Genomic DNA, 19,561 nt, shown 5'->3' on the forward strand with positions numbered 1-19,561 from the left:
CCCGCCCCGACGGAGCCCGGCCCCCGGCGGAGCGCCGTTCACGGAGACCGACGTTGGCCACTGGCATCGAACCCTCACCGCAAGCGGGCGCGACCGGCGTGCAGGACGCCTCGCGCGCCGCCATCCCCGCCCGGCATCTGCGGACCGACCGCTGGTGGCTGGCGCCGGCCGTCACGGCCGCCGGGCTGCTCGCGTTCATCGTCTACTCGACCTGGCGGGCGTTCGCGAACGCCGACTACTACCACGCGCCCTACGTCTCGCCGTTCTACTCGCCCTGTCTGGCGCAGAACTGCGAGACCATGCACGGCGGCCCCAACTGGGAGCTGTTCGGCAGCTGGTGGGGCCTGTCCCCCGCGCTGCTGATCCTGATCTTCCCGCTGGGATTCCGGCTGACCTGCTACTACTACCGCAAGGCCTACTACCGCGGCTTCTGGGCCTCGCCGCCGGCCTGCGCGGTCGCCGAACCGCACAAGAAGTACACCGGCGAGACCCGCTTCCCGCTGATCCTGCAGAACATCCACCGCTACTTCTTCTACTTCGCGATCCTGGTCGCCGGCGTCCTCACCTACGACACCGCGCTCGCCTTCCGCGACGAGCACTACAACTGGGGCCATATGGGCCTCGGCACGGTCGTCTTCCTGGTCAACATCGCGCTGATCTGGGCGTACACCCTCTCCTGCCACTCCTGCCGGCACGTTGTCGGCGGCCGGCTGCGGCACTTCTCCAAGCATCCGGTGCGCTACCGGCTGTGGGGCTGGGTCGGGAAGCTCAACGAGCGGCACATGCTGCTCGCCTGGTCCTCACTGATCAGCGTGGCCCTCGCCGACTTCTATGTCTTCCTCCTGGCCACCGGGGCCTTCGACGACCCCCGCTTCTTCTGACGACAACTTCTCCTAGGAAAGGTGTGCCTCCTGATGGCGCATGTGGACCGGCAGGCATGGGACGTGGTCGTGGTCGGGGCGGGCGGCGCCGGCCTGCGGGCCGCCATCGAGGCCCGCGAGGCGGGGATGCGGACGGCCGTGATCTGCAAGTCCCTGTTCGGCAAGGCCCATACGGTGATGGCCGAGGGCGGTATCGCGGCCAGCATGGGCAACGTCAACGAACGCGACAACTGGCAGGTTCACTTCCGCGACACCATGCGCGGCGGGAAGTTCCTCAACCAGTGGCGGATGGCCGAGCTGCACGCCCGCGAAGCCCCCGACCGGGTATGGGAGTTGGAGACCTGGGGCGCGCTCTTCGACCGTACGAAGGACGGCCGGATCTCGCAGCGCAACTTCGGCGGCCATGAATACCCGCGCCTCGCGCACGTCGGCGACCGTACGGGCCTGGAGCTGATCCGCACCCTCCAGCAGAAGATCGTCTCGCTTCAGCAGGAGGACGAGCGGGAGTTCGGCGCGTACGACGCCCGGTTGAAGGTCTTCCAGGAGTGCACCGTCACCCGGGTGCTGAAGACCGACGGCCGGGTCTCGGGCACCTTCTGCTACGAGCGCGAGTCCGGGCGCTTCTTCGTGCTGGAGGCCCCCGCGGTGGTGCTGGCCACCGGCGGCATCGGCAAGTCCTTCAAGGTGACGTCGAACTCCTGGGAGTACACGGGCGACGGTCACGCGCTGGCGCTGCTCGCCGGAGCCCCGCTCATCAACATGGAGTTCGTCCAGTTCCACCCGACCGGGATGGTCTGGCCGCCGTCGGTGAAGGGCATCCTCGTCACCGAGTCCGTACGCGGCGACGGCGGGGTGCTGCGCAACAGCGACGGCAAGCGCTTCATGTTCGACTACATCCCGGACGTCTTCAAGGAGAAGTACGCACAGAGCGAGGAGGAGGGCGACCGCTGGTACGACGACCCGGAGAACAACCGCCGGCCGCCCGAGCTGCTGCCCCGCGACGAGGTCGCGCGCGCCATCAACTCCGAGGTCAAGGCGGGCCGCGGGTCCCCGCACGGCGGCGTGTTCCTGGATGTCTCGACGCGGATGCCGGCCGAGGTCATCAAACGGCGGCTGCCGTCCATGCACCACCAGTTCAAGGAGCTGGCGGATGTGGACATCACCGCCGAGCCGATGGAGGTCGGCCCGACCTGCCATTACGTGATGGGCGGGGTGGATGTGGACCCGGACACCGCGGCGGCGACCGGCGTACCCGGCCTGTTCGCGGCCGGCGAGGTCGCCGGCGGGATGCACGGCTCCAACCGGCTGGGCGGCAACTCCCTCTCCGACCTGCTGGTCTTCGGCCGGCGTGCGGGACTGTACGCGGCCGAGTACGCGGCGTCGATCGCCGACCGGACACCCGCCGATCCGCTGCAGATCGACGCCGCGGAGGCGGAGGCGCTGCGCCCCTTCAGCGCCGAGGGCGAACACCGGCAGACCAGCCGGGATCCCGGCCCGGCCGAGAATCCGTACACCCTCCACCAGGAGCTCCAGCAGTCGATGAACGACCTGGTCGGCATCATCCGCAAGGAGGGCGAGATGCGGGAGGCCCTGGATCGGCTGGCCGGGCTGCGGGTGCGGGCCCGGCGGGCCGGCGTCGAGGGGCACCGGCAGTACAACCCCGGCTGGCATCTCTCCCTCGACCTGCGCAACATGCTGCTGGTCAGCGAGTGTGTGGCGCGCGCGGCCCTGGAGCGGGAGGAGAGCCGGGGCGGGCACACCCGCGACGACCATCCGGTGATGGACCGGCACTGGCGCAATATCAATCTGGTCTGCGAGCTGGCTGACCCGCAGGGCGAACGGACCGACGCGGACCCGGCGCTGGGCCAGATCCGGCTGTCGCGTCGTGAGACCCCGCCGATCCGCCCCGATCTGCTCGGTCTCTTCGAGAAGGACGAACTGCTGAAGTATCTGACGGACGAGGAGCTGAGCCGGTGAGCGCGCAGCAGGAAGTCAAGCAGTCCGCGGCCTACCTGGCGCAGTTCAGGGTGTGGCGCGGCGACCCGGACGGCGGCGGCCTGGAGGATTTCAAGGTCGAGGTGAACGAGGGCGAGGTGGTCCTCGACATCATCCACCGCCTCCAGGCGACGCAGGCGCCCGATCTCGCGGTCCGCTGGAACTGCAAGGCGGGCAAGTGCGGTTCGTGCAGTGCGGAGATCAACGGGCGGCCGCGGCTGATGTGCATGACCCGGATGTCGGTCTTCGGGCGGGACGAGACGATCACCATCACCCCGATGCGGGCCTTCCCCGTCGTACGGGACCTGGTGACGGATGTGTCGTTCAACTACACCAAGGCCCGCGAGGTCCCGTCGTTCGTGCCGCCCGCGGGGGTGGCACCGGGTGAATACCGGATGCGACAGGAGGATGTGAACCGGTCGCAGGAATTCCGTAAGTGCATCGAGTGTTTCCTCTGCCAGAACACCTGCCATGTGGTGCGCGACCATGAGGAGAACAAGGGCGCCTTCGCCGGCCCGCGTTTTCTGATGCGTATCGCCGAACTCGATATGCATCCGCTGGACGCGGCCCCGGCGTCCGGCCTCGACCGTAAGGCCACCGCCCAGGACGAGCACGGTCTCGGCTACTGCAACATCACCAAATGCTGTACCGAGGTCTGCCCCGAGAACATCAAGATCACCGACAATGCCCTGATCCCGCTGAAGGAACGCGCCGCGGACCGCAAGTACGACCCGCTGGTGTGGCTGGGGAACAAGATCCGGCGGCGCGAGTGAGGGACGGATGACGCGGTGGGCGGCGTGCGGTGACTGGGTGCTGTGGCGCCGGGCCGGCGCCTGGGGCGCTGTGGCGCGTGCCCGCGGTGGCCGGATCGCCGTGGCGCCGGCCGGCGGACTTCGCCGTGGCCGGAGCGCGGTGAGTGCATCGGCGTCATTTGATGGGTAGGGAATTGGTTGGGGCGCTGTGGACCCCTAGGGGATATCCCTTAAGGGTCCACAGCGCCCCAACCATTTCCCTACCCGCGGGAATACGAAGTGACCCCGAACGGCCCCGGAATTGTCCGAGGGGCGCGGTATACAAAGGGAATGGACTTTCCGAGGATCAGCCGGCGCAGGGTGCTCGCGGGGATCGGGAGCGTTCCCCTGGCGGCGGGCGCGTCCGCCGCGGGGCACGACCGGCACGGCCGGCGCGGACGGCCCGAGCCGCCGCACCATCCGTATGAGCCGGACGAGAGACCGGAGCGGCCGCCGGGCCGGCGGCGCAGCACGGTGCTTCGTGGTGCGGATCTCGTGCTCACCATGGATCCCGAGGTCGGCGCCGGGGAGCTGGGCTCTCTGGAGGGCGGCGTCGATGTCCTGATGCGGGACGGCGCCATCGCCGCCGTGGGGCGCGGGCTGGCGGCGCCGCCCGGCGCGAGGGTGGTGGACGTCGCCGGCAAGCTCGTCCTGCCGGGCTTCGTCGACGTGCACAACCACCTCTGGCAGTCGAGCATCCGTGGTGGCTGCTCGACCATGGACGTCAACCACTGGCTGGCCGCCTGCAGTCAGGCGACGCTGCCGAAGATCGACGCCCGGGACATGTACCACTTCGTCCATCTCGCCGCCCTCGACGCCCTCCAGGCGGGCGTCACCACCGTCGTCGACTGGGTGCACCCGGTCCCGTACGACACCACCGAGCGCTATGTCCGCGCGCTGGACGACGCCGGGCTGCGGTTCGTCTACGCGATGGCGCAGAGCTCCGCCGACCGCGGTCTGCTCACCCTGGCCAAGAAGGAGCTCATCGACCCGCTGCCGCTGGCCTCTTTCCAGGTGGCGGCGCACGCGGAGATGTCCACGGTGGATCATCTGCGGCTGCTGAACGAGACCGCCCGCGACCTCGGCGTCATGCTCAACTCGCATGTCCTGGAGCACCGCGACGACCGCAAGGACGATCCGGTCCGGGCGCTGCGCACCGTCGGCGCGTTCGGTCCCGGTCTGCTGATGAACCATGCGGTGCATCTCACCGACGACGAGATCGCGCTGGCCGGTGCGCGGGGCGTACGGGTGGCGCACTGTCCGCTCAGCAATATGCGGCTGGCCTCCGGCATCGCACCGCTGCCCGCGCTGCACCGGCGTGGGGTGCGGACCGGGCTCGGCCATGACGGGGGGACGAACGACACCTCGGACATGTTCGGTCTGATGAAGGCGGCCGTGGGGCTCCAGCGGGCCCGGCACGAGGACCCCGCGGTCCATCCGACGATCCCGGCGGTGCTGCGGATGGCGACGCTGGGCGGCGCGGAGTGCATCGGGATGGCGGACCGGGTCGGTTCGCTGACGCCGGGCAAGCGCGCCGATGTCCTCGTCGTCGACCCGGGCGCCCTCAACTTCGCGCCGCGGTTCGACTGGACCAGTCAGATCGTGCTCAACGGGCAGCCGTCGAACGTGAGTTACGTGTTCGTCGACGGGTGGCTCCGGAAGGCCCGCGGTGAGCTGGTGCATGTGGACACCGGGCGGGTGGTGCGGGAGGCGGAACGGGCGGCGGCGCATGTGCGCGCCGCCGCCTGACCGGACGCCGGGCGGGCGCCCGGTTCAGAACATGCTCAGCAGCGCTTCCGTCGGGTCCACCGGCTCCGACTCGCCGTCCGGCAGGGCGAGTTCGAACCATACGGTCTTGCCGCGCGGGGTGCGGCGGCTGCCCCAGCCCGCGCTGAGCAGACCGACCAGCTGAAGGCCGCGGCCGCCCTCGTCGGTGTCGCGGGCGCGGCGGCGGCGCGGCTGGGCGAGGTCGGCGTCCCATACCTCGCAGACCAGGGTCCGGTCCAGCAGCAGCCGTAGCCGGATCTCTCCGTGGCCGTGCCGCAGCGCATTGGTCACCAGCTCGCTGACCAGCAGTTCCGTGGTGTCGACGAGGGCCTCCAGGCCCCAGTCGGTGAGCTGCTCACGGGCCAGTTCGCGGGCCCGGGAGACCGAGCGGGGCTCGGACACCAGGTTCCAGTCGCCGACCGCGTCCTTGGGCAGGCCGTGTACCCGGGCCATCAGCAGGGCGATGTCGTCCTCGCCGTGCGAGGTGTCCAGGGCGCTGAGGACGTGGTCGCAGGCGTCCTCCAGCGGGCGGTCGGCGTCCGAGAGGGCCAGCCGGAACGCCTGGAGTCCCTCGTCGAGGGGATGGTCGCGGGACTCCACCAGGCCGTCGGTGTAGAGCGCGAGCAGCGAGCCGTCGGGCAGGTCGACCTCGATCTCCTCGAAGGGCTCGCCGCCGACGCCCAGCGGCATTCCCGGCGGTACGTCGAGCAGCAGCGCGTCCTCGCCGTCCTCGACGAGGACCGGCGGGAGGTGCCCGGCGTTGGCGAACGTGCAGCGTCGGGTGACCGGGTCGTAGACGGCGTAGACGCAGGTGGCGAGGTAGACCTCGGAGAGGTCGGCGGTCCGCCCGTGGTGGCTCTGCTCGGGGACGGGGGCGGTGGTGCCGGGGCGGCTGCGCGGGGTTCGGGGCTTGCGGCCTTCGCCGGTGCCGCCGAGGCCGCGGGCGATCTCGTCCAGTGCCGAGAGCACTTCGGCGGGCTCCAGGTCCAGCAGCGCCAGGGTCCGTACGGCGGTGCGGAGTTCGCCCATGGCGACGGCGGCGCGCAGGCCGCGTCCCATGACGTCGCCGACGACGAGGGCGGTGCGGTGGCCGGGCAGCTCGATGACGTCGAACCAGTCGCCGCCGACCTCGGTGGCGGTGGTGCCGGGCAGGTAGCGGCAGGCGATGTCGAGGCCGGCGGCTTCCGGGTCGCCGGGCGGGAGGAGGCTGCGCTGGAGGATCAGGGCGCGTTCGTGTTCGCGGCGGTAGAGGCGGGCGTTGTCGATGCAGACCGCGGCGCGTGCGGCGAGTTCGACGGCCAGGGCCGTGTCGCGTTCGCCGAAGGGTTCGCTGCCCTTGGTGCGGGAGAACTGCACCAGGCCGACGACGGTGTCCCTGGCGACCATCGGGACGGCGAGGGTGGAGTGCACGACGGCGCCGAGTTCCGGTCCGTCGTCGCTCTCCCGGCCCGGGATGATCTGCGCCTGGGCGGTGCGGAGGGCGCCGGCGCAGGGGGAGTTGAAGGGGTAGCGGTGGACGGCGCCGACGGCGACCGGGCCGGGGCCGTCGTCGGGGACGCAGCAGGTGGGGGTGGCGAGCGGGGCGTCGGAGACGGCGCTGGCGAAGGCCACCCGGCGCAGCTCCGCGCTGCCGTCGGTCATGCCGGGCGGGGCTTCGTCGCCGGACAGCAGCCCCTGGTAGAGGTCGACGGAGGCCAGGTCGCAGAACTGCGGGACGGCGACGTCCAGGAGGGTGCGGGCGGTGGTCTCCAGGTCGAGGGAGTTGCCTATCCGGGCGCCGGCTTCGTTGAGGAGTGCCAGGTTGCGGCGGGCGTTGGCGGCTTCGCGTTCGGCCCGGCGGCGGCCGGTGACGTCGGAGGCGAGGGCGGCGACGCCGATGGGGCGGCCGCTGGCGCCGTGCAGCCGGTAGAGCGACACGGACCAGCGGCGGCGGTCCTCCTCCTGGCCGGGCACCAGGCCGACGACCTGCATTTCGGTGACCGGTTCGCCGGTGTCCAGGACCCGGCGGAGTGCGGCGGTCATCCGCTCGGCCTCGGGGCGGGGCAGGAAGTCGTGCGGGGTGGCGCCGCGGTACTTGGCGGCGGGGCCGCCGAAGGTGGTGGCGAACCGTTCGTTGACCCGGAGCAGTTTCAGGTCGGTGCCGAACAGGGTGAATCCCATGGGGGATTGGCCGAAGACGGCCTGGGAGGCGGCGAGGTCGGTCTCGATACCGCGCAGTGCACGGACGTCGACGACGAGGCAGACGGCGGCCCGTTCGCCGTCCTCCGTCTCGGAGGGCATCACATAGATCTCGGCGAGTCCGTCGGCGGCGCCGCCGGGTTCCCTGCGGTAGGGGACCAGGCCGGTCCACTCCCGGCCGTCGAGGATCTCGGACACCTTGCGGCGGCCGGTCTCGCGCAGTTCGCGGGGGACGAACGCCTCGATGGGGTCCTTGCCGATGGCGTGCCGGGCCGGGATGCCGAGCATCTCGGCGGCCCGTTCGCTCCATTGGCAGATGCGGCCGTCGGGGCCGAGGGAGAAGGAGGCGACGCGGATGTAGTCGTAGATCGATCCGGGCCGGCTGCTCTGCCAGAGGGGCAGGGCGTGCGGCCCGTGGGCATGCCCTGGGTCACCAGGGCCGTCGGCACCACCTTGACCATCGGACTGCGCGGGTCCTGCCCCGCCAGATGACATCTCGCTCACGAGCCCCGTCCCCTCCAGCTCATCGTGCCCGGACCGGACACGCCGAGTATCCAGCACCTCGGCTATCCGGAACACGGTCTTCACGATCACAGCACAGTCTCGATCGCAGTCCATCGACGAAATGTCGATGAAATGGCAACGATCAGGACTCCACCTGTCTCCTAACCAGCCACCGACAGCTCGAACCACACTGTCTTGCCAGTCTTTCCCCGACGAGTGCCCCAGCGTCGCGCGCTGCACGCCACCAGCTGCAATCCGCGGCCGCCCTCGTCGTCGGGGGTGGCGCTGCGTTCCTGCGGCGGATCGGGCAGTGGATCGGACACTTCGACGAGCAGCCCGCCGGTGCTGAGCAGCACCATCCGGACGCCGATCGGACCGCTGGCGTAGCGCAGGGAGTTGGTGACGAGTTCGCTGACGAGCAGGACCGCCACATCGACGGCGCCGTCCAGGCCCCAGTCGTCCAGCACCTGGCGCACGCGGGTGCGGGCGGTGCGTACGGCGCCCGGATCGGCCGGAAAGCTCCATTCGGCGATGGGGGACCCGGGGATCCTGCCGCGCCGGCGGACTGCGCTGGAGGCGGACTTTGCCGCAGGCTCCGGGACCCCTGCCGCTGCGCTGTCGCTCACGCCGATCACTTCCCAGCCCGAGGGGATCCCCCGTCGAGCGACCGCACCGCAGGGCCGCGCCGCAGGACCGCTTCGAAAGGGGCTAATCAGGACATACCCGATATCAACGCCGGAGTATCGCCCTCAAGCGAGCACTGTGACACAAATGGAGCATTCGCGCGCGACGAGCGGTACCCGCGGACGCGGGTCAGTACCGCGCGCGCTCCGCCCCCGCCGTCGCCACCAGGCGCCGCATCACCTCGGCGACCGCCGGGCGGTCCTGATCGAGCCAGTCGACCTGCTGCTCCTCCTCGGGCAGCAGCCAGCGCAGCTCGTCATGATCCTGCAGGGGCCGCGGCACACCCGACACCAGCCGCGCCGTCCACACCCGCAGCACATAGCCGGGCCGCAGCACCCACTCCCCCGGAATCCGCTCCAGGGCCCCCGTCTCCACGCCCAGTTCCTCACGCAGCTCGCGCACCAGCGCCTGCTCGGGCGTCTCACCGTCCTCCACCTTGCCGCCGGGCAGCTCCCAGCGGCCGGACAGGGCAGGCGGTGCGCTGCGCCGTGCGGCCAGCAGCCGCCCCCGGTCGAGCACCGCTCCACCCACCACTACGCGCAGGGTCGTCATGCGCGGCAGCCTACGTCCCCCGACGGCCTTCCGCTTCCCGCCCCGGGCCGCTCAGCCCGTATCCCGGACGGCCCCGAGCCCGCCGACCGGCAGCCTCACCGACCGGAGGCTCAACCCACCGCCCGGCTGCCTCAACCCACCGCCCGGCTGCCTCAACCCACCGCCCGCCCGACTTTCTCGACCACGTAAAGCTGCTGGTGGCTATGGGAATCGAGCCGGTCGGCCACCCGTTCCGCCTCCGCCCGGGTGGCATAACGGCCGACGCGATAGCGGTTGCCGCCTTCATCCTGGCGGATGACCAACCAGGGCAGGACGGCTCCACTGTCGGTCATCGCGCCCCTCCCTCCGCTGCGCAGCGCGCCGTTACGCGCCCCTCCTGTGCTGATGCCGAAATCGCAATCCGCATATGCCCGAGCGTACGCCCGACCTTCACGCACCGGATATGGATTTACACAAAGAGGTACCGAACCGGCCACTCGCGGGCCCGAAATACCGGGAGAGGCCCGCGAGTGGCCGGTTCTGAGCGCATGCCGAGTCCAGTGATCGGCTGTCGACGGGTCAGGCGCCGACGGGCGCCTTGTCGTCGTCGGTACGGCGGTCCTCCGCCGTCCGCTCGGCCGTCTCGGCCGCCTCGGCGGCGGCGATCTCGGCCTCGACCGCGACCAGCGACGGGTTGCGCCAGGAACTGCGGACGCCCCAGTAGTAGAAGGCCAGGCCGATCACCGCGACCAGGAGGATGTCCCAGCCCTCCGGCAGATAGCCCTTGCCGCCGAACTCCTTGCCGCCCGCCCAGGAGACAGCGGCCATGACCAGCAGATACGCCACCATCCAGGCGCCGGCCTTGACGTGCGGGGCCAGCTCGGCCCACGGCTTGCGGCCCTGGGTGAGCGGCTTGCCGATCTCGTACCAGGCCCAGACCGGCAGCCCCACGGCCATGATCAGGATGACCTTGCCGGTCAGCGGCCAGCGGCCCCAGTACAGGACCAGCGAGCCGAAGACCATCGCGACCGGCGCGACGAACGGCATCGAGCGCAGCTTGACCGGCCGCTTGAGGCCCGGCGAGATACGCCGCAGCGACATCACGGCGACCGGCCCTGTGATGTAGGAGATCACCGTGGCGACGGAGACGATCTCGGCGAGCGAGCCCCAGCCGCGGAACACCGCCAGGAAGAGGAAGGCGATCGCCAGGTTGAGCAGCAGCGCCGGACGGGGCACACCGGTCTTCTTGTCGACGCGGCCGAAGACGCCGGGCAGATGGCCGTTCTCCTGCACGCCGTGGATCATGCGCGAGGTGGTGGCGGCGTAGATCATGCCGGTGCCGGACGGGGACACGAACGCGTCCGCGTAGAGCAGCAGGGCCAGCCAGTTCAGGCCCCAGGCCACCGCGAGGTCGGCCAGCGGGGAGGTGTAGCCGAGCCCGGCCCAGCCGGCGCCGCCGAGCTTGTCGCCGGGGACCGCCATCAGGAACGCGACCTGGAGGCCGACGTAGATGACCAGCGCGATCACGATGGACCAGATGACGGCCTTGGGCAGCGACTTGCCGGGGTTGCGGGCCTCGGCGGCGAGGTTCAGCGGGGACTGGAAGCCGTTGTAGGCCCAGACGATGCCGGAGACGGCGACGGCGGTGAAGACCGAGCTCCAGCCGTTGGGGGTGAAGCCGCCGTGGCTGGTGATGTTGTCGGTGTCGAAGTGCGCCAGCATCAGCGCGCTGGCGGTCAGCACCGGGACGACGACCTTGAAGACCGTGATCGCGGTGTTGGTCTTCGCGAACAGCGAGATCGCGAACCAGTTCAGGAAGAAGTAGAAGACCAGCAGGACGCTGGCGAGCGCGACACCGGTGCCGGTCAGCTCCTTGCCGTCGTACAGCGCCTGCGCCCAGCCGAACTTCCAGGAGCTCATGTACTGGACGGAGGCGGTGGCCTCACCCGGGATGACGGAGACGATCGCGATCCAGTTGGCCCAGGCCGCGAGGTAGCCGGCGAGCGAGCCGTGCGAGTACTGGCCGTAGCGGACCATGCCGCCGGCCTTCGGGAACATCGAGCCGAGCTCGGTGTAGGTGAGCGCGATGGTGAGGGCGACCGCTGCGCCGATGACCCAGGCGAGGATCGCGGCCGGTCCGGCGATGGCGGCGGCCCGCTCGGCTCCGAAGAGCCAGCCCGAGCCGATGATGGACCCGAGACCCGTGGCCGTCAGGGCAATGGTCCCGAGGGACCGCCGGTAATTCGAATGCGAACCGTGCTCCGCACCCTGGGTTTTCGTCGTGCTCACGTGCTGGTCTCCTGGTTATCCCCGTGCCGTGCACAAACTTCGCCATCGTAAGAGCGAATCCGAAGATCGCTTTCCCAGACGTGGCCAAAAGTCCCGCCCAGCTGAGGGTCTGTGAGGTTTCCAACACCAAGATCCGCATGCCATTTGCCAATAAATGCGAGCAAATGGGACAGACGGGTGAGGTTGTGGGGGTGCCCACGGGATCCGTAGGCAGCGGTGGGGTTACCGGGAGCGGGAGTTGAGGAGAGGGGGACCCGGGTCCTGTCGGAGGGAAGGTGCCGGGGGGCGGCCTCCCCGCCGACGGGACCCGGGTTCCCCGCTACTTCACCGGCAGGTGGTACGTCACCCGGTGGCGGTCCGCGAGCGTGACGACATCGGCCGTCTCGACCGGCCGGCCGCCCGCGAAGTACGTACGCGAGATGACCAGCACCGCGTGTCCCGGCACCCCGCCCAGCGCCATGGCCTCCTCGGCGAGGCCGGGCCGCGCCCCGACCTCCTCCATGACGTTGTCCACCACGACATCGATGGCCGCCATCCGCTCGACCACCCCGCGCCCGGCCAGCGGGCCCTCCTCGGGGAGCATCACGGGCGTCCGGCCGGTCACCTCCAGCGGCTCCCAGGACGTGGAGAGCATCGACGGCTCGCCCTCGGCCCGGAAGAGGTAGCGGGTCCGCATCACCCGGGCCCCGGCCGTGAGCCGCAGCCGGGCCGCGACCACCGAACTGGCCGCCTCCTGACCGCTGCTGGACTCCCAGGTGCCCTTCACCCGCTCGTCCGTCTGCTCCTGCCGGAACGGGGTGGAGGCGACGCCCGAGTGGTAGCCGGCGCGGGCGATCCGGCGCGGCACGGGCTGGGCCCGTACATAGGTGCCGGACCCCGAGCGGCCCTCGACCAGGCCCTCGGCCATCAGGACCTTGCGCGCTTCCAGGGCGACGGTGTCCGAAACGCCGTACTGCTCACGGATGCGGGCCTGGGAGGGTAGGCGGGTATGCGGCTGGAGCACCCCGTCGACGATCTTCTGGCGCAGGTCACCGGCGACGCGGAGGTACGCGGGCTGCTCACCGAAAGGCACGTGCCCCTCCCAACAGCTTGACAGTCAGCAACAGCGTGGCAACCGCCCGTTGTCGCCCGCAACCTTCGGCCAGCGATTCACCCGAAGTTACGAATCCCAGCTCAACCGATATACAGATCAAGGCCCGAACGGGCGAACCGCCACCCGCCCCGTCCTCGCACGCCCCGCGATCCGCGTTCCGGCCGCCCCACGCGCCCTGTGCACGCCCTTGTGCGCCCCCGTGTGCGCAGCCTTCGCGGCACACCCGGTGCGCAGTCCGTCGGCATGCCAAGATCGAGACATGCCCGAAGCATCCAGCACGCCGGCCGCCGAGGCGCCGCTCGCCCCCATGCCCGAGGACTGGCAGCGCGCCCTGGCCATCGTCGCCCACCCCGACGACCTCGAATACGGCGCCGCGGCGGCCATCGCCGAATGGACCGCGGCCGGGCGGGAGGTCGGCTATCTGCTGGTCACCCGCGGCGAAGCCGGTATCGACGGGCTCGCGCCCGCCGAGTGCGCCGCGATCCGCGAGGCCGAGCAGGTCGCCGGCGCGGCGCTGGTCGGCGTCCGCACCGTCGAGTTCCTCGACCACCACGACGGCGTCATCGAGGCCGGTCCGGCGCTGCGCCGCGACCTTTCCGCGGCCATCCGCCGCCACCGCCCCGAGCTGCTGATCACCCTCAACCACCACGACACCTGGGGCGGCGTCCGCTGGAACAGCCCCGACCACCGGGCGGTCGGCCGCACCGTCCTGGACGCGGCCGACGACGCGGGCAACCGCTGGATCTTCCCCGAACTCACCGACGAGCAGGGGCTGGAGCCCTGGGGCGGCGTCCGCTGGGTGGCCGTGGCCGGCTCCCCGTACCCGACGCACGCCGCCGAGGTCGGCCCGGGGATCGAGCGCGCGGTCGCCTCCCTTGCCGCGCATAAGACGTACATCAAGGGCCTGGGCGCCGCGGAGAAGGACCCGCACGCCTACGCCCGCGCCTTCATCGAGCCGATGCTGCGGGCGGGCGGCGAACGCTTCCGGGGGAAGCCGGCCACGCTCTTCCAACTCTTCCCGCGGTAGGGGGTGTTAGCCTGACGGGGGGCGTTGGTCTGGGGCAGGGGGAAGTTGGTCCCCCCGCCCGGTACGGGAAGTCGTCAGGCGGGCACGCTCGCCGCCACGAACTCCCCCACCAGCCCGGCGATCTCCGCCGGCCGCTCCAGCACCATCGCGTGTGTCCCGTCCACGCCCTCGACGGTCACCTGCGGGTGCGTCCGCGCCAGTTCCCCGAGATCCCGGCTGAGCCCCGCCACATACGCCGCCATCAGCTCGTCGAACCAGTCCGGCATGCCGGGCACCGGCGGATTGGGGCGCAGCGCCCGCGCGATCAGCAGCGGGCGGGAGATCCGCCGGTAGAGCGCGAAGAGGTCGAGGCCCGCCATGGCGTCCTGCATCTCGTGCGCATACGGCCGCCCCGGCCGCAGAAACCGCCGTCCGTCCGCGGTCTCCCCCGGCGACCGCCGGCGTCGGCGATCTCATGGTCCGGGTTTCTGCTACTCGCTACGGTGGTGCCATGACCGCACTGCCCGACTGGACGCGCCCACCACGCGCGGAAGGCTGGTTCGCGGAGGACCTGGACCGCCTTCCCGAGGCCCCTCGCCACACCGAGTTGATCGATGGAGCGCTCGTCTTCGTGATGTCGCCGCAGCGGTCCTGGAACGGCCGCGTCGTCACCGCCCTGACCACCACACTCATGACCCAGGCCCCCGAAGGCTTCGAGGTCGAGCGCGAGATGACCATCCGTCTCGATGACCGCAACCGCCCCGAGCCGGGTCTCCTCCTGACAACCCTCCCTTACGATCCCGACCGCACGTTCTACCCACCCGACGCCGTACGCCTCGTCGTCGAGGTCGTGTCCCCGGAGTCCGCCCACCGGGACCGCACAGTGAAGCTCCGGAAATACGCGGAGGCAGGCATCCCGCACTACTGGTGCATCGAGGACGAGTCCGGCTCCCCTGTCGTGCACGTCTATGAACTCGACGAGCCGACCCGTGCCTACGCGCCAGCGGGCATCTTTCGCGGATCGCTCCGCCGCCCGGTGCCGTTCGAGATCCATCTCGACCTGGACAAGCTCACGCCGCCCCGGAGCGGCTGAAAGATCAGCACCAAGGCGGCACGTGGATCCGGAAGGGGCCGGGCTCACTGGCCGGCTCCCGCCGGCTCACGCCGCGAGGAGCTCCGCCCACCAGGTGGTACCGCTCGGGCAGACCCGTGTGCCGCACTCGGCCGCCAGGGCGTCGACGATGTCGAGCCCGCGGCCGTGCTCGCCCGCGCGGGGCTCGACGAACGGCCGCCCGTCCACCGCCGCGGCTCCCGCGTCGGTGACCTCTACGCGCAGGGCGTCGCGTCCGTCGACGCCCCGCGACAGCCGCAGCACCGCCGGCGGCACGGCGTGGACGACCGCGTTGGTGATCAGCTCCGAGATCACGAGGAGCGCGTCCTCGGCGAGGTCGGGGGCCAGATTCCAGTCGGCCAGGACCGTACGCGCCCGTCGGCGTACGACGGAGACGGCCTCGGGGATGTGCGGCAGCGGGCAGACATGTTCGACCGCCTCCCGAGCCACCGCATCCTCCCGAACCACCGTGTCGAGTTGTGCCGTCATGCCGCCGCCTCCTTCGAGGCCCGTACCGGCTGGACGCCGGTCTTGAGGGGGACGCTATGGCGAACGGAGGAGGCGGTCAATGAACAGCGGTCGGCATTGTCGAACGCTCGGTTTGAATTGTCAGTATTTTCCGGCTTATGCCGACCACGGGACTACGATTGCCTCATGGCCGGCCCGGTCCAGTCGATCGAACGGGCGGCGGCAATCCTGCGTCTGCTCGCCAGCGGCCCCCGTCGGCTCGGGCTGGGCGAGGTGGCCGCGTCGCTCGGGCTGGCGAAGGGCACCACCCACGGCATTCTGCGCACCCTGCAGAACATCGACTTCGTCGAGCAGGACCCGGCGACCGGCAAGTACCAGCTCGGGGCCGCGCTGCTGCACCTGGGCACCAGCTACCTCGACGTGAACGAGCTGCGGTCCCGCTCCATCAACTGGGCCGACGCCCTGGCCGCCCGCAGCGGGGAGGCAGTCCGCCTGGGCGCACCCCTGGAGGGCAAGGTGCTGATCGTCCACCACGTCTTCCGCCCCGACGACACCCTCCAGACCCTGGACGTGGGCGCACTGCTGCCGCTGCACGCCTCCTCGCTCGGCAAGGTGCTGATGGCCTTCGGGAGCGTGCCCCTGGATTCGGCCGTGGAGGCCGGGCTGGAGTCGTACACCCGGCACACCCTGGTCGCCCCGGAGCACCTCGCCCAGGCGCTCACCGAGGTCCGGGAGCTCGGGTGGGCCGCCGAAGTACAGGAGATGATCATGGGCGAGGCCGGCATCGCCGCGCCGATCCGGGGCCACGGCGGCCTCGTGGTGGGCGCCATCGGCGCCTCCGGCACGGTCGAGCGGATCTGCGACTCCCAGGGGGTCCCGCAGCCGTCCCTGGTGACCCAGGTCCGCCACGCCGCCCGTGCGATCTCCAGAGATCTGGGAGCCGCCCGCTGGTAGACCCCACGCCCGCGGGCCCTCATGCGCCGCAACGGAAGGCTGATCATGGTTGAGCGGTATGTGATGTCCATCGACCAGGGCACCACCTCCACCCGGTGCATCCTGTTCGACCACCAGGGGCGGCTGGTGTCGGTCGCCCAGCGGGAGCATCAGCAGCACTTCCCCCGGCCCGGCTGGGTCGAGCACGACGCCGTCGAGATCTGGCACACCCTGCAGCGGGTGGTGCCGCAGGCGCTCTCCGACGCCGACATCGGCCCCGACGAGGTCGCCGCCGTCGGGATCGCCAACCAGCGCGAGACCACCGTGCTGTGGGACCGGCGTACGGGCACCCCGCTGGGCAGGGCGATCGTCTGGCAGGACACCCGTACGGCTCCGCTGGTCGAGGACCTCAGACGCCGGCCCGGGGACGAGTTCTTCCTCCGGCGCTGCTGCCTGCCGCCTTCCACGTACTTCTCCGCCCCCCGGATCAGCTGGCTGTTCGACCACGTCGACGGGCTGCGGCAGCGCGCCGAGGACGGCGAGGTGCTGTTCGGCACGATGGAGAGCTGGCTGATCTGGAACCTCACCGGCGGGCGAACCGGCGGCATGCACATCACCGACGTCACCAACGCCAGCCGCACCATGCTCATGAACATCAGCACCCTCGACTGGGACGAGGAGCTGCTGGAGTTCTTCGGGGTCCCCCGCCCGATGCTCCCGGAGATCCACTCCTCGGCCGAGACCTACGGAGCCGCCCGTTCCGTCCTCCCGGGCGTCCGTATCTCCGCGGCACTCGGCGACCAGCAGGCGGCGCTGTTCGGACAGACCTGCTTCGCCCGCGGCGAGGCGAAGTGCACCTACGGAACCGGCAGCTTCCTGCTGCTCAACACCGGCACCGACCTCGTACGGTCCCGGCACGGGCTGCTCACCACCGTCGCCTACAAGATCGAGGGCCAGCCCGCGGTCTACGCCCTCGAAGGCCCGATCGCCGTCACCGGCGCGCTGGTCCAGTGGTTCCGCGACCGGCTGGGGCTGATCGGCAGCGCCCCCGAGATCGAGACGCTCGCGCGCAGCGTCGAGGACAACGGCGGCTGCTACATCGTCCCGGCGTTCTCCGGCCTGTACGCGCCGCACTGGCGCAGCGATGCCCGCGGTGTCATCGTCGGCCTCACCTCCTACATCACCAAGGGGCACCTGGCCCGAGCGGTGCTGGAGGCCACCGGCTGGCAGACCCGGGAGGTGGTCGACGCCATGAACGCCGACTCCTCGCTCGTCCTGAAGATGCTCAAGGTGGACGGCGGCATGACGTCCGACAACCTGCTCATGCAGATCCTGGCCGACGTCCTCGACGTGCCCGTGGTCCGCCCCATGGCCGTCGAGACGGTCTCCCTGGGCGCCGCCTACGCCGCCGGGCTCGCCGCCGGCTACTGGCCCGATCTGGAGGTGCTGCGCCGCAACTGGCACCGGGCCGCCCAGTGGCTGCCGGACATGGACCCCCGGCGGCGGCAGTCGGAGTACGAGAACTGGAAGCGGGCGGTCGAGCGCTCACTCGGCTGGATCGCGCCGCCCGACCCGCCTGACCACCGGCCGGACGACCACAGGTGACGAGGCGTCAGAACTACCGGCACGGATCCGGTGACGGGCATGACGACGGGGCCGGCCCCGAAGGAGCCGGCCCCGTTCGACCTGGGCGTTTACCGGATCGGCGTGCCGACGCCCGAGCGACTGCTAGACGTTGAAGCGGAACTCCACGACATCCCCGTCCTGCATCACATACTCCTTGCCCTCCATGCGCGCCTTGCCCGCGGCGCGCGCGTCGGCCACCGAGCCGGTGTCGACGAGGTCGGCGAAGGAGATGACCTCGGCCTTGATGAAGCCCTTCTGGAAGTCGGTGTGGATGACGCCGGCGGCCTCGGGGGCGGTGGCGCCCTTCTTGATGGTCCAGGCGCGGGTTTCCTTGGGGCCGGCCGTCAGGTAGGTCTGCAGGCCGAGGGTGTTGAAGCCGACGTGGGCGAGGGTCGCCAGGCCCGGCTCCTCCTGGCCGACGGACTGGAGCAGTTCCAGGGCCTCGTCGTCGTCGAGCTCGGCGAGGTCCGCCTCCAGCTTGGCGTTGAGGAAGATCGCCTCGGCGGGGGCGACCAGGGCACGCTGCTCGTTCTTGAACTCCTCGTCGGTCAGCTCGTCCTCGTCGACGTTGAAGACGTAGAGGAACGGCTTGACGGTGAGCAGGTGCAGGTCGTGGAGGAGGTCCTCCTGCGCCGAGTCCTGCTTGATGCCGGCCGCGAACAGGGTCTGGCCCGACTCCAGGATCTCCTTGGCCGCCTCGACCGCCGCCACCTTCGGGGCGATGTCCTTCTTGATGCGCGACTCCTTCTGGAGGCGCGGCAGGACCTTCTCGATGGTCTGGAGGTCGGCGAGGATCAGCTCGGTGTTGATGGTCTCGATGTCGTCCTTGGGCGAGACCTTGCCGTCGACGTGGACGACGTTCTCGTCCTTGAAGGCGCGGATGACCTGGCAGATCGCATCGGACTCGCGGATGTTCGCGAGGAACTTGTTGCCCAGGCCCTCGCCCTCGGACGCGCCGCGGACGATGCCCGCGATGTCCACGAAGTCGACGGTCGCCGGGAGGATCTTCTGCGAGTCGAAGATCCCGGCGAGGGTGGCCAGCCGCGGGTCGGGGACGCCGACGACGCCGACGTTCGGCTCGATGGTGGCGAACGGGTAGTTGGCCGCCAGCACGTCGTTCTTGGTCAGGGCATTGAACAGGGTCGACTTGCCGACATTCGGCAGACCGACGATTCCGATCGTGAGCGACACGGTGGCGACTTCCCGGAGCGAGATAGCGGACGGCGGAGGGTGGCTCCCTCCGGTCCGTCCTGTCGGGAGGAAACAGAAACAGGAGAGGACCGCGGGGCCGATCCACCAGTCTACGGGGACGGGACACGGCGGCCGCCCCGGGCCGCGGCGCGCGACACGCCACCCCCTCGGCTGAACGGAGCCGCAAGCTCACCCAAAGCGCGTGTCCTGTGACCTGTTAATCCCACTTGGCGGCCTACCGTTGCCGAGTGGAGCAACACGAAGCGCGCACGCCTCAGTACAGTCCGCAACCGTCCGGCGGTCCGGCGGCGGGCCCGGACGCACGGTTCCCCCGCCCCGCGGAGGCCGCCGGCCCGTACAGCGCCGAGCAGACCTCCTGGACCGGGCAGTCAGGGCAGTCCGAGCAGTCGGGGCAGTCCGGGCCGTATCCGGTCACCGGCGGCCGGGAGACCTCGACCGTGTACCGGGCACGGAGACGGCCGCGCCCGCTGCCGCCCGCGCCGGCCGGCCTGA

The 19,561-nt window shown here is 70.8% G+C and carries 17 protein-coding genes; 8 read left to right on the forward strand and 9 right to left on the reverse strand.

What is annotated here, in order from left to right; genetic code table 11:
• Positions 1-53: 53 nt before the first annotated feature.
• The 4 genes from FCH28_RS28550 to FCH28_RS28565 all read left to right on the forward strand — a co-directional run bounded on the left by FCH28_RS28550 (position 54) and on the right by FCH28_RS28565 (position 5,416).
• The gene (locus FCH28_RS28550) at positions 54-881 is read left to right on the forward strand and encodes a hypothetical protein (RefSeq protein ID WP_136743042.1); all 828 of its coding nucleotides are present in this window, start codon (positions 54-56) and stop codon (positions 879-881) included.
• 33 nt (positions 882-914) lie between these two features.
• The gene (locus FCH28_RS28555) at positions 915-2,858 is read left to right on the forward strand and encodes a fumarate reductase/succinate dehydrogenase flavoprotein subunit (RefSeq protein ID WP_136743043.1); all 1,944 of its coding nucleotides are present in this window, start codon (positions 915-917) and stop codon (positions 2,856-2,858) included.
• Positions 2,855-3,649 carry a succinate dehydrogenase/fumarate reductase iron-sulfur subunit gene (locus FCH28_RS28560; RefSeq protein ID WP_136743044.1) on the forward strand — a complete coding sequence of 265 codons (795 nt, stop codon included), beginning with the start codon at positions 2,855-2,857 and terminating at the stop codon, positions 3,647-3,649. The genes FCH28_RS28555 and FCH28_RS28560 overlap by 4 nt, the downstream gene beginning before the upstream one ends.
• 309 nt (positions 3,650-3,958) lie before the next feature.
• A complete protein-coding gene (locus FCH28_RS28565) occupies positions 3,959-5,416 on the forward strand; it encodes an amidohydrolase family protein (RefSeq protein ID WP_136743045.1) in 1,458 nt (485 codons plus the stop codon).
• A 24-nt stretch (positions 5,417-5,440) separates the two neighbouring features.
• Here FCH28_RS28565 and FCH28_RS28570 read toward each other — a convergent pair whose 3' ends face one another.
• The 6 genes from FCH28_RS28570 to FCH28_RS28595 form a co-directional block, all read right to left on the reverse strand.
• A complete protein-coding gene (locus FCH28_RS28570; protein WP_425472019.1) occupies positions 5,441-8,107 on the reverse strand; it encodes a SpoIIE family protein phosphatase in 2,667 nt (888 codons plus the stop codon).
• A 170-nt stretch (positions 8,108-8,277) separates the two neighbouring features.
• A complete protein-coding gene (locus tag FCH28_RS28575; RefSeq protein WP_246103327.1) occupies positions 8,278-8,664 on the reverse strand; it encodes an ATP-binding protein in 387 nt (128 codons plus the stop codon).
• Positions 8,665-8,929: 265 nt separating this feature from the next.
• The gene (locus tag FCH28_RS28580; protein ID WP_187363948.1) at positions 8,930-9,352 is read right to left on the reverse strand and encodes a (deoxy)nucleoside triphosphate pyrophosphohydrolase; all 423 of its coding nucleotides are present in this window, start codon (positions 9,350-9,352) and stop codon (positions 8,930-8,932) included.
• A 152-nt stretch (positions 9,353-9,504) separates the two neighbouring features.
• Positions 9,505-9,684, reverse strand: a complete 180-nt coding sequence (locus FCH28_RS28585; RefSeq protein WP_136743047.1) for an SPOR domain-containing protein — start codon at positions 9,682-9,684, stop codon at positions 9,505-9,507.
• A gap of 226 nt (positions 9,685-9,910) precedes the next feature.
• Positions 9,911-11,620, reverse strand: coding sequence for an APC family permease (locus tag FCH28_RS28590; protein WP_136743048.1), 1,710 nt, complete (start codon positions 11,618-11,620; stop codon positions 9,911-9,913).
• 319 nt (positions 11,621-11,939) lie between these two features.
• Complete coding sequence (locus FCH28_RS28595) at positions 11,940-12,692, reverse strand: GntR family transcriptional regulator (RefSeq protein WP_136743049.1); 753 nt, start codon at positions 12,690-12,692, stop codon at positions 11,940-11,942.
• A gap of 280 nt (positions 12,693-12,972) precedes the next feature.
• On the opposite strand from FCH28_RS28595, the gene FCH28_RS28600 reads away from it, so the two are divergent.
• Positions 12,973-13,740: a PIG-L deacetylase family protein gene (locus tag FCH28_RS28600; RefSeq protein ID WP_136743050.1), complete on the forward strand. Its 768-nt coding sequence runs from the start codon at positions 12,973-12,975 to the stop codon at positions 13,738-13,740.
• A 74-nt stretch (positions 13,741-13,814) separates the two neighbouring features.
• Here FCH28_RS28600 and FCH28_RS28605 read toward each other — a convergent pair whose 3' ends face one another.
• Complete coding sequence (locus FCH28_RS28605) at positions 13,815-14,111, reverse strand: hypothetical protein (RefSeq protein WP_246103297.1); 297 nt, start codon at positions 14,109-14,111, stop codon at positions 13,815-13,817.
• A gap of 119 nt (positions 14,112-14,230) precedes the next feature.
• On the opposite strand from FCH28_RS28605, the gene FCH28_RS28610 reads away from it, so the two are divergent.
• Positions 14,231-14,812: a Uma2 family endonuclease gene (locus FCH28_RS28610; protein WP_136743051.1), complete on the forward strand. Its 582-nt coding sequence runs from the start codon at positions 14,231-14,233 to the stop codon at positions 14,810-14,812.
• A gap of 66 nt (positions 14,813-14,878) precedes the next feature.
• On the opposite strand, the gene FCH28_RS28615 is transcribed toward FCH28_RS28610, so the two are convergent.
• Positions 14,879-15,319: an ATP-binding protein gene (locus tag FCH28_RS28615; RefSeq protein WP_136743052.1), complete on the reverse strand. Its 441-nt coding sequence runs from the start codon at positions 15,317-15,319 to the stop codon at positions 14,879-14,881.
• A gap of 165 nt (positions 15,320-15,484) precedes the next feature.
• Between FCH28_RS28615 and FCH28_RS28620 the strand changes: the two genes are divergently transcribed.
• Positions 15,485-16,252 (forward strand): IclR family transcriptional regulator, encoded by a 768-nt coding sequence (locus tag FCH28_RS28620; protein ID WP_136743053.1) that lies wholly within the window; start codon positions 15,485-15,487, stop codon positions 16,250-16,252.
• A 45-nt stretch (positions 16,253-16,297) separates the two neighbouring features.
• Positions 16,298-17,836, forward strand: coding sequence for a glycerol kinase GlpK (glpK, locus tag FCH28_RS28625; RefSeq protein WP_136743054.1), 1,539 nt, complete (start codon positions 16,298-16,300; stop codon positions 17,834-17,836).
• Positions 17,837-17,959: 123 nt separating this feature from the next.
• On the opposite strand, the gene ychF is transcribed toward glpK, so the two are convergent.
• Positions 17,960-19,048, reverse strand: coding sequence for a redox-regulated ATPase YchF (gene ychF, locus FCH28_RS28630; RefSeq protein WP_136743055.1), 1,089 nt, complete (start codon positions 19,046-19,048; stop codon positions 17,960-17,962).
• Positions 19,049-19,561: the final 513 nt, after the last annotated feature.

The organism is Streptomyces piniterrae (assembly GCF_005048155.1).
Lineage (GTDB): Bacteria > Actinomycetota > Actinomycetes > Streptomycetales > Streptomycetaceae > Streptomyces > Streptomyces piniterrae.

Excerpts from the sequence above, each read along its gene's own strand:
- FCH28_RS28555 (WP_136743043.1), top strand. The coding sequence starts at position 915 with ATGGCGCATGTGGACCGGCAGGCATGGGACGTGGTCGTGGTCGGGGCG.
- FCH28_RS28565 (WP_136743045.1), top strand. The coding sequence starts at position 3,959 with ATGGACTTTCCGAGGATCAGCCGGCGCAGGGTGCTCGCGGGGATCGGG.
- FCH28_RS28570 (WP_425472019.1), bottom strand. The coding sequence starts at position 8,107 with ATGTCATCTGGCGGGGCAGGACCCGCGCAGTCCGATGGTCAAGGTGGT.
- FCH28_RS28580 (WP_187363948.1), bottom strand. The coding sequence starts at position 9,352 with ATGACGACCCTGCGCGTAGTGGTGGGTGGAGCGGTGCTCGACCGGGGG.
- FCH28_RS28585 (WP_136743047.1), bottom strand. The coding sequence starts at position 9,684 with ATGACCGACAGTGGAGCCGTCCTGCCCTGGTTGGTCATCCGCCAGGAT.
- FCH28_RS28600 (WP_136743050.1), top strand. The coding sequence starts at position 12,973 with ATGCCCGAAGCATCCAGCACGCCGGCCGCCGAGGCGCCGCTCGCCCCC.
- FCH28_RS28605 (WP_246103297.1), bottom strand. The coding sequence starts at position 14,111 with ATGCAGGACGCCATGGCGGGCCTCGACCTCTTCGCGCTCTACCGGCGG.
- FCH28_RS28610 (WP_136743051.1), top strand. The coding sequence starts at position 14,231 with ATGACCGCACTGCCCGACTGGACGCGCCCACCACGCGCGGAAGGCTGG.
- FCH28_RS28615 (WP_136743052.1), bottom strand. The coding sequence starts at position 15,319 with ATGACGGCACAACTCGACACGGTGGTTCGGGAGGATGCGGTGGCTCGG.
- FCH28_RS28620 (WP_136743053.1), top strand. The coding sequence starts at position 15,485 with ATGGCCGGCCCGGTCCAGTCGATCGAACGGGCGGCGGCAATCCTGCGT.
- glpK (WP_136743054.1), top strand. The coding sequence starts at position 16,298 with ATGGTTGAGCGGTATGTGATGTCCATCGACCAGGGCACCACCTCCACC.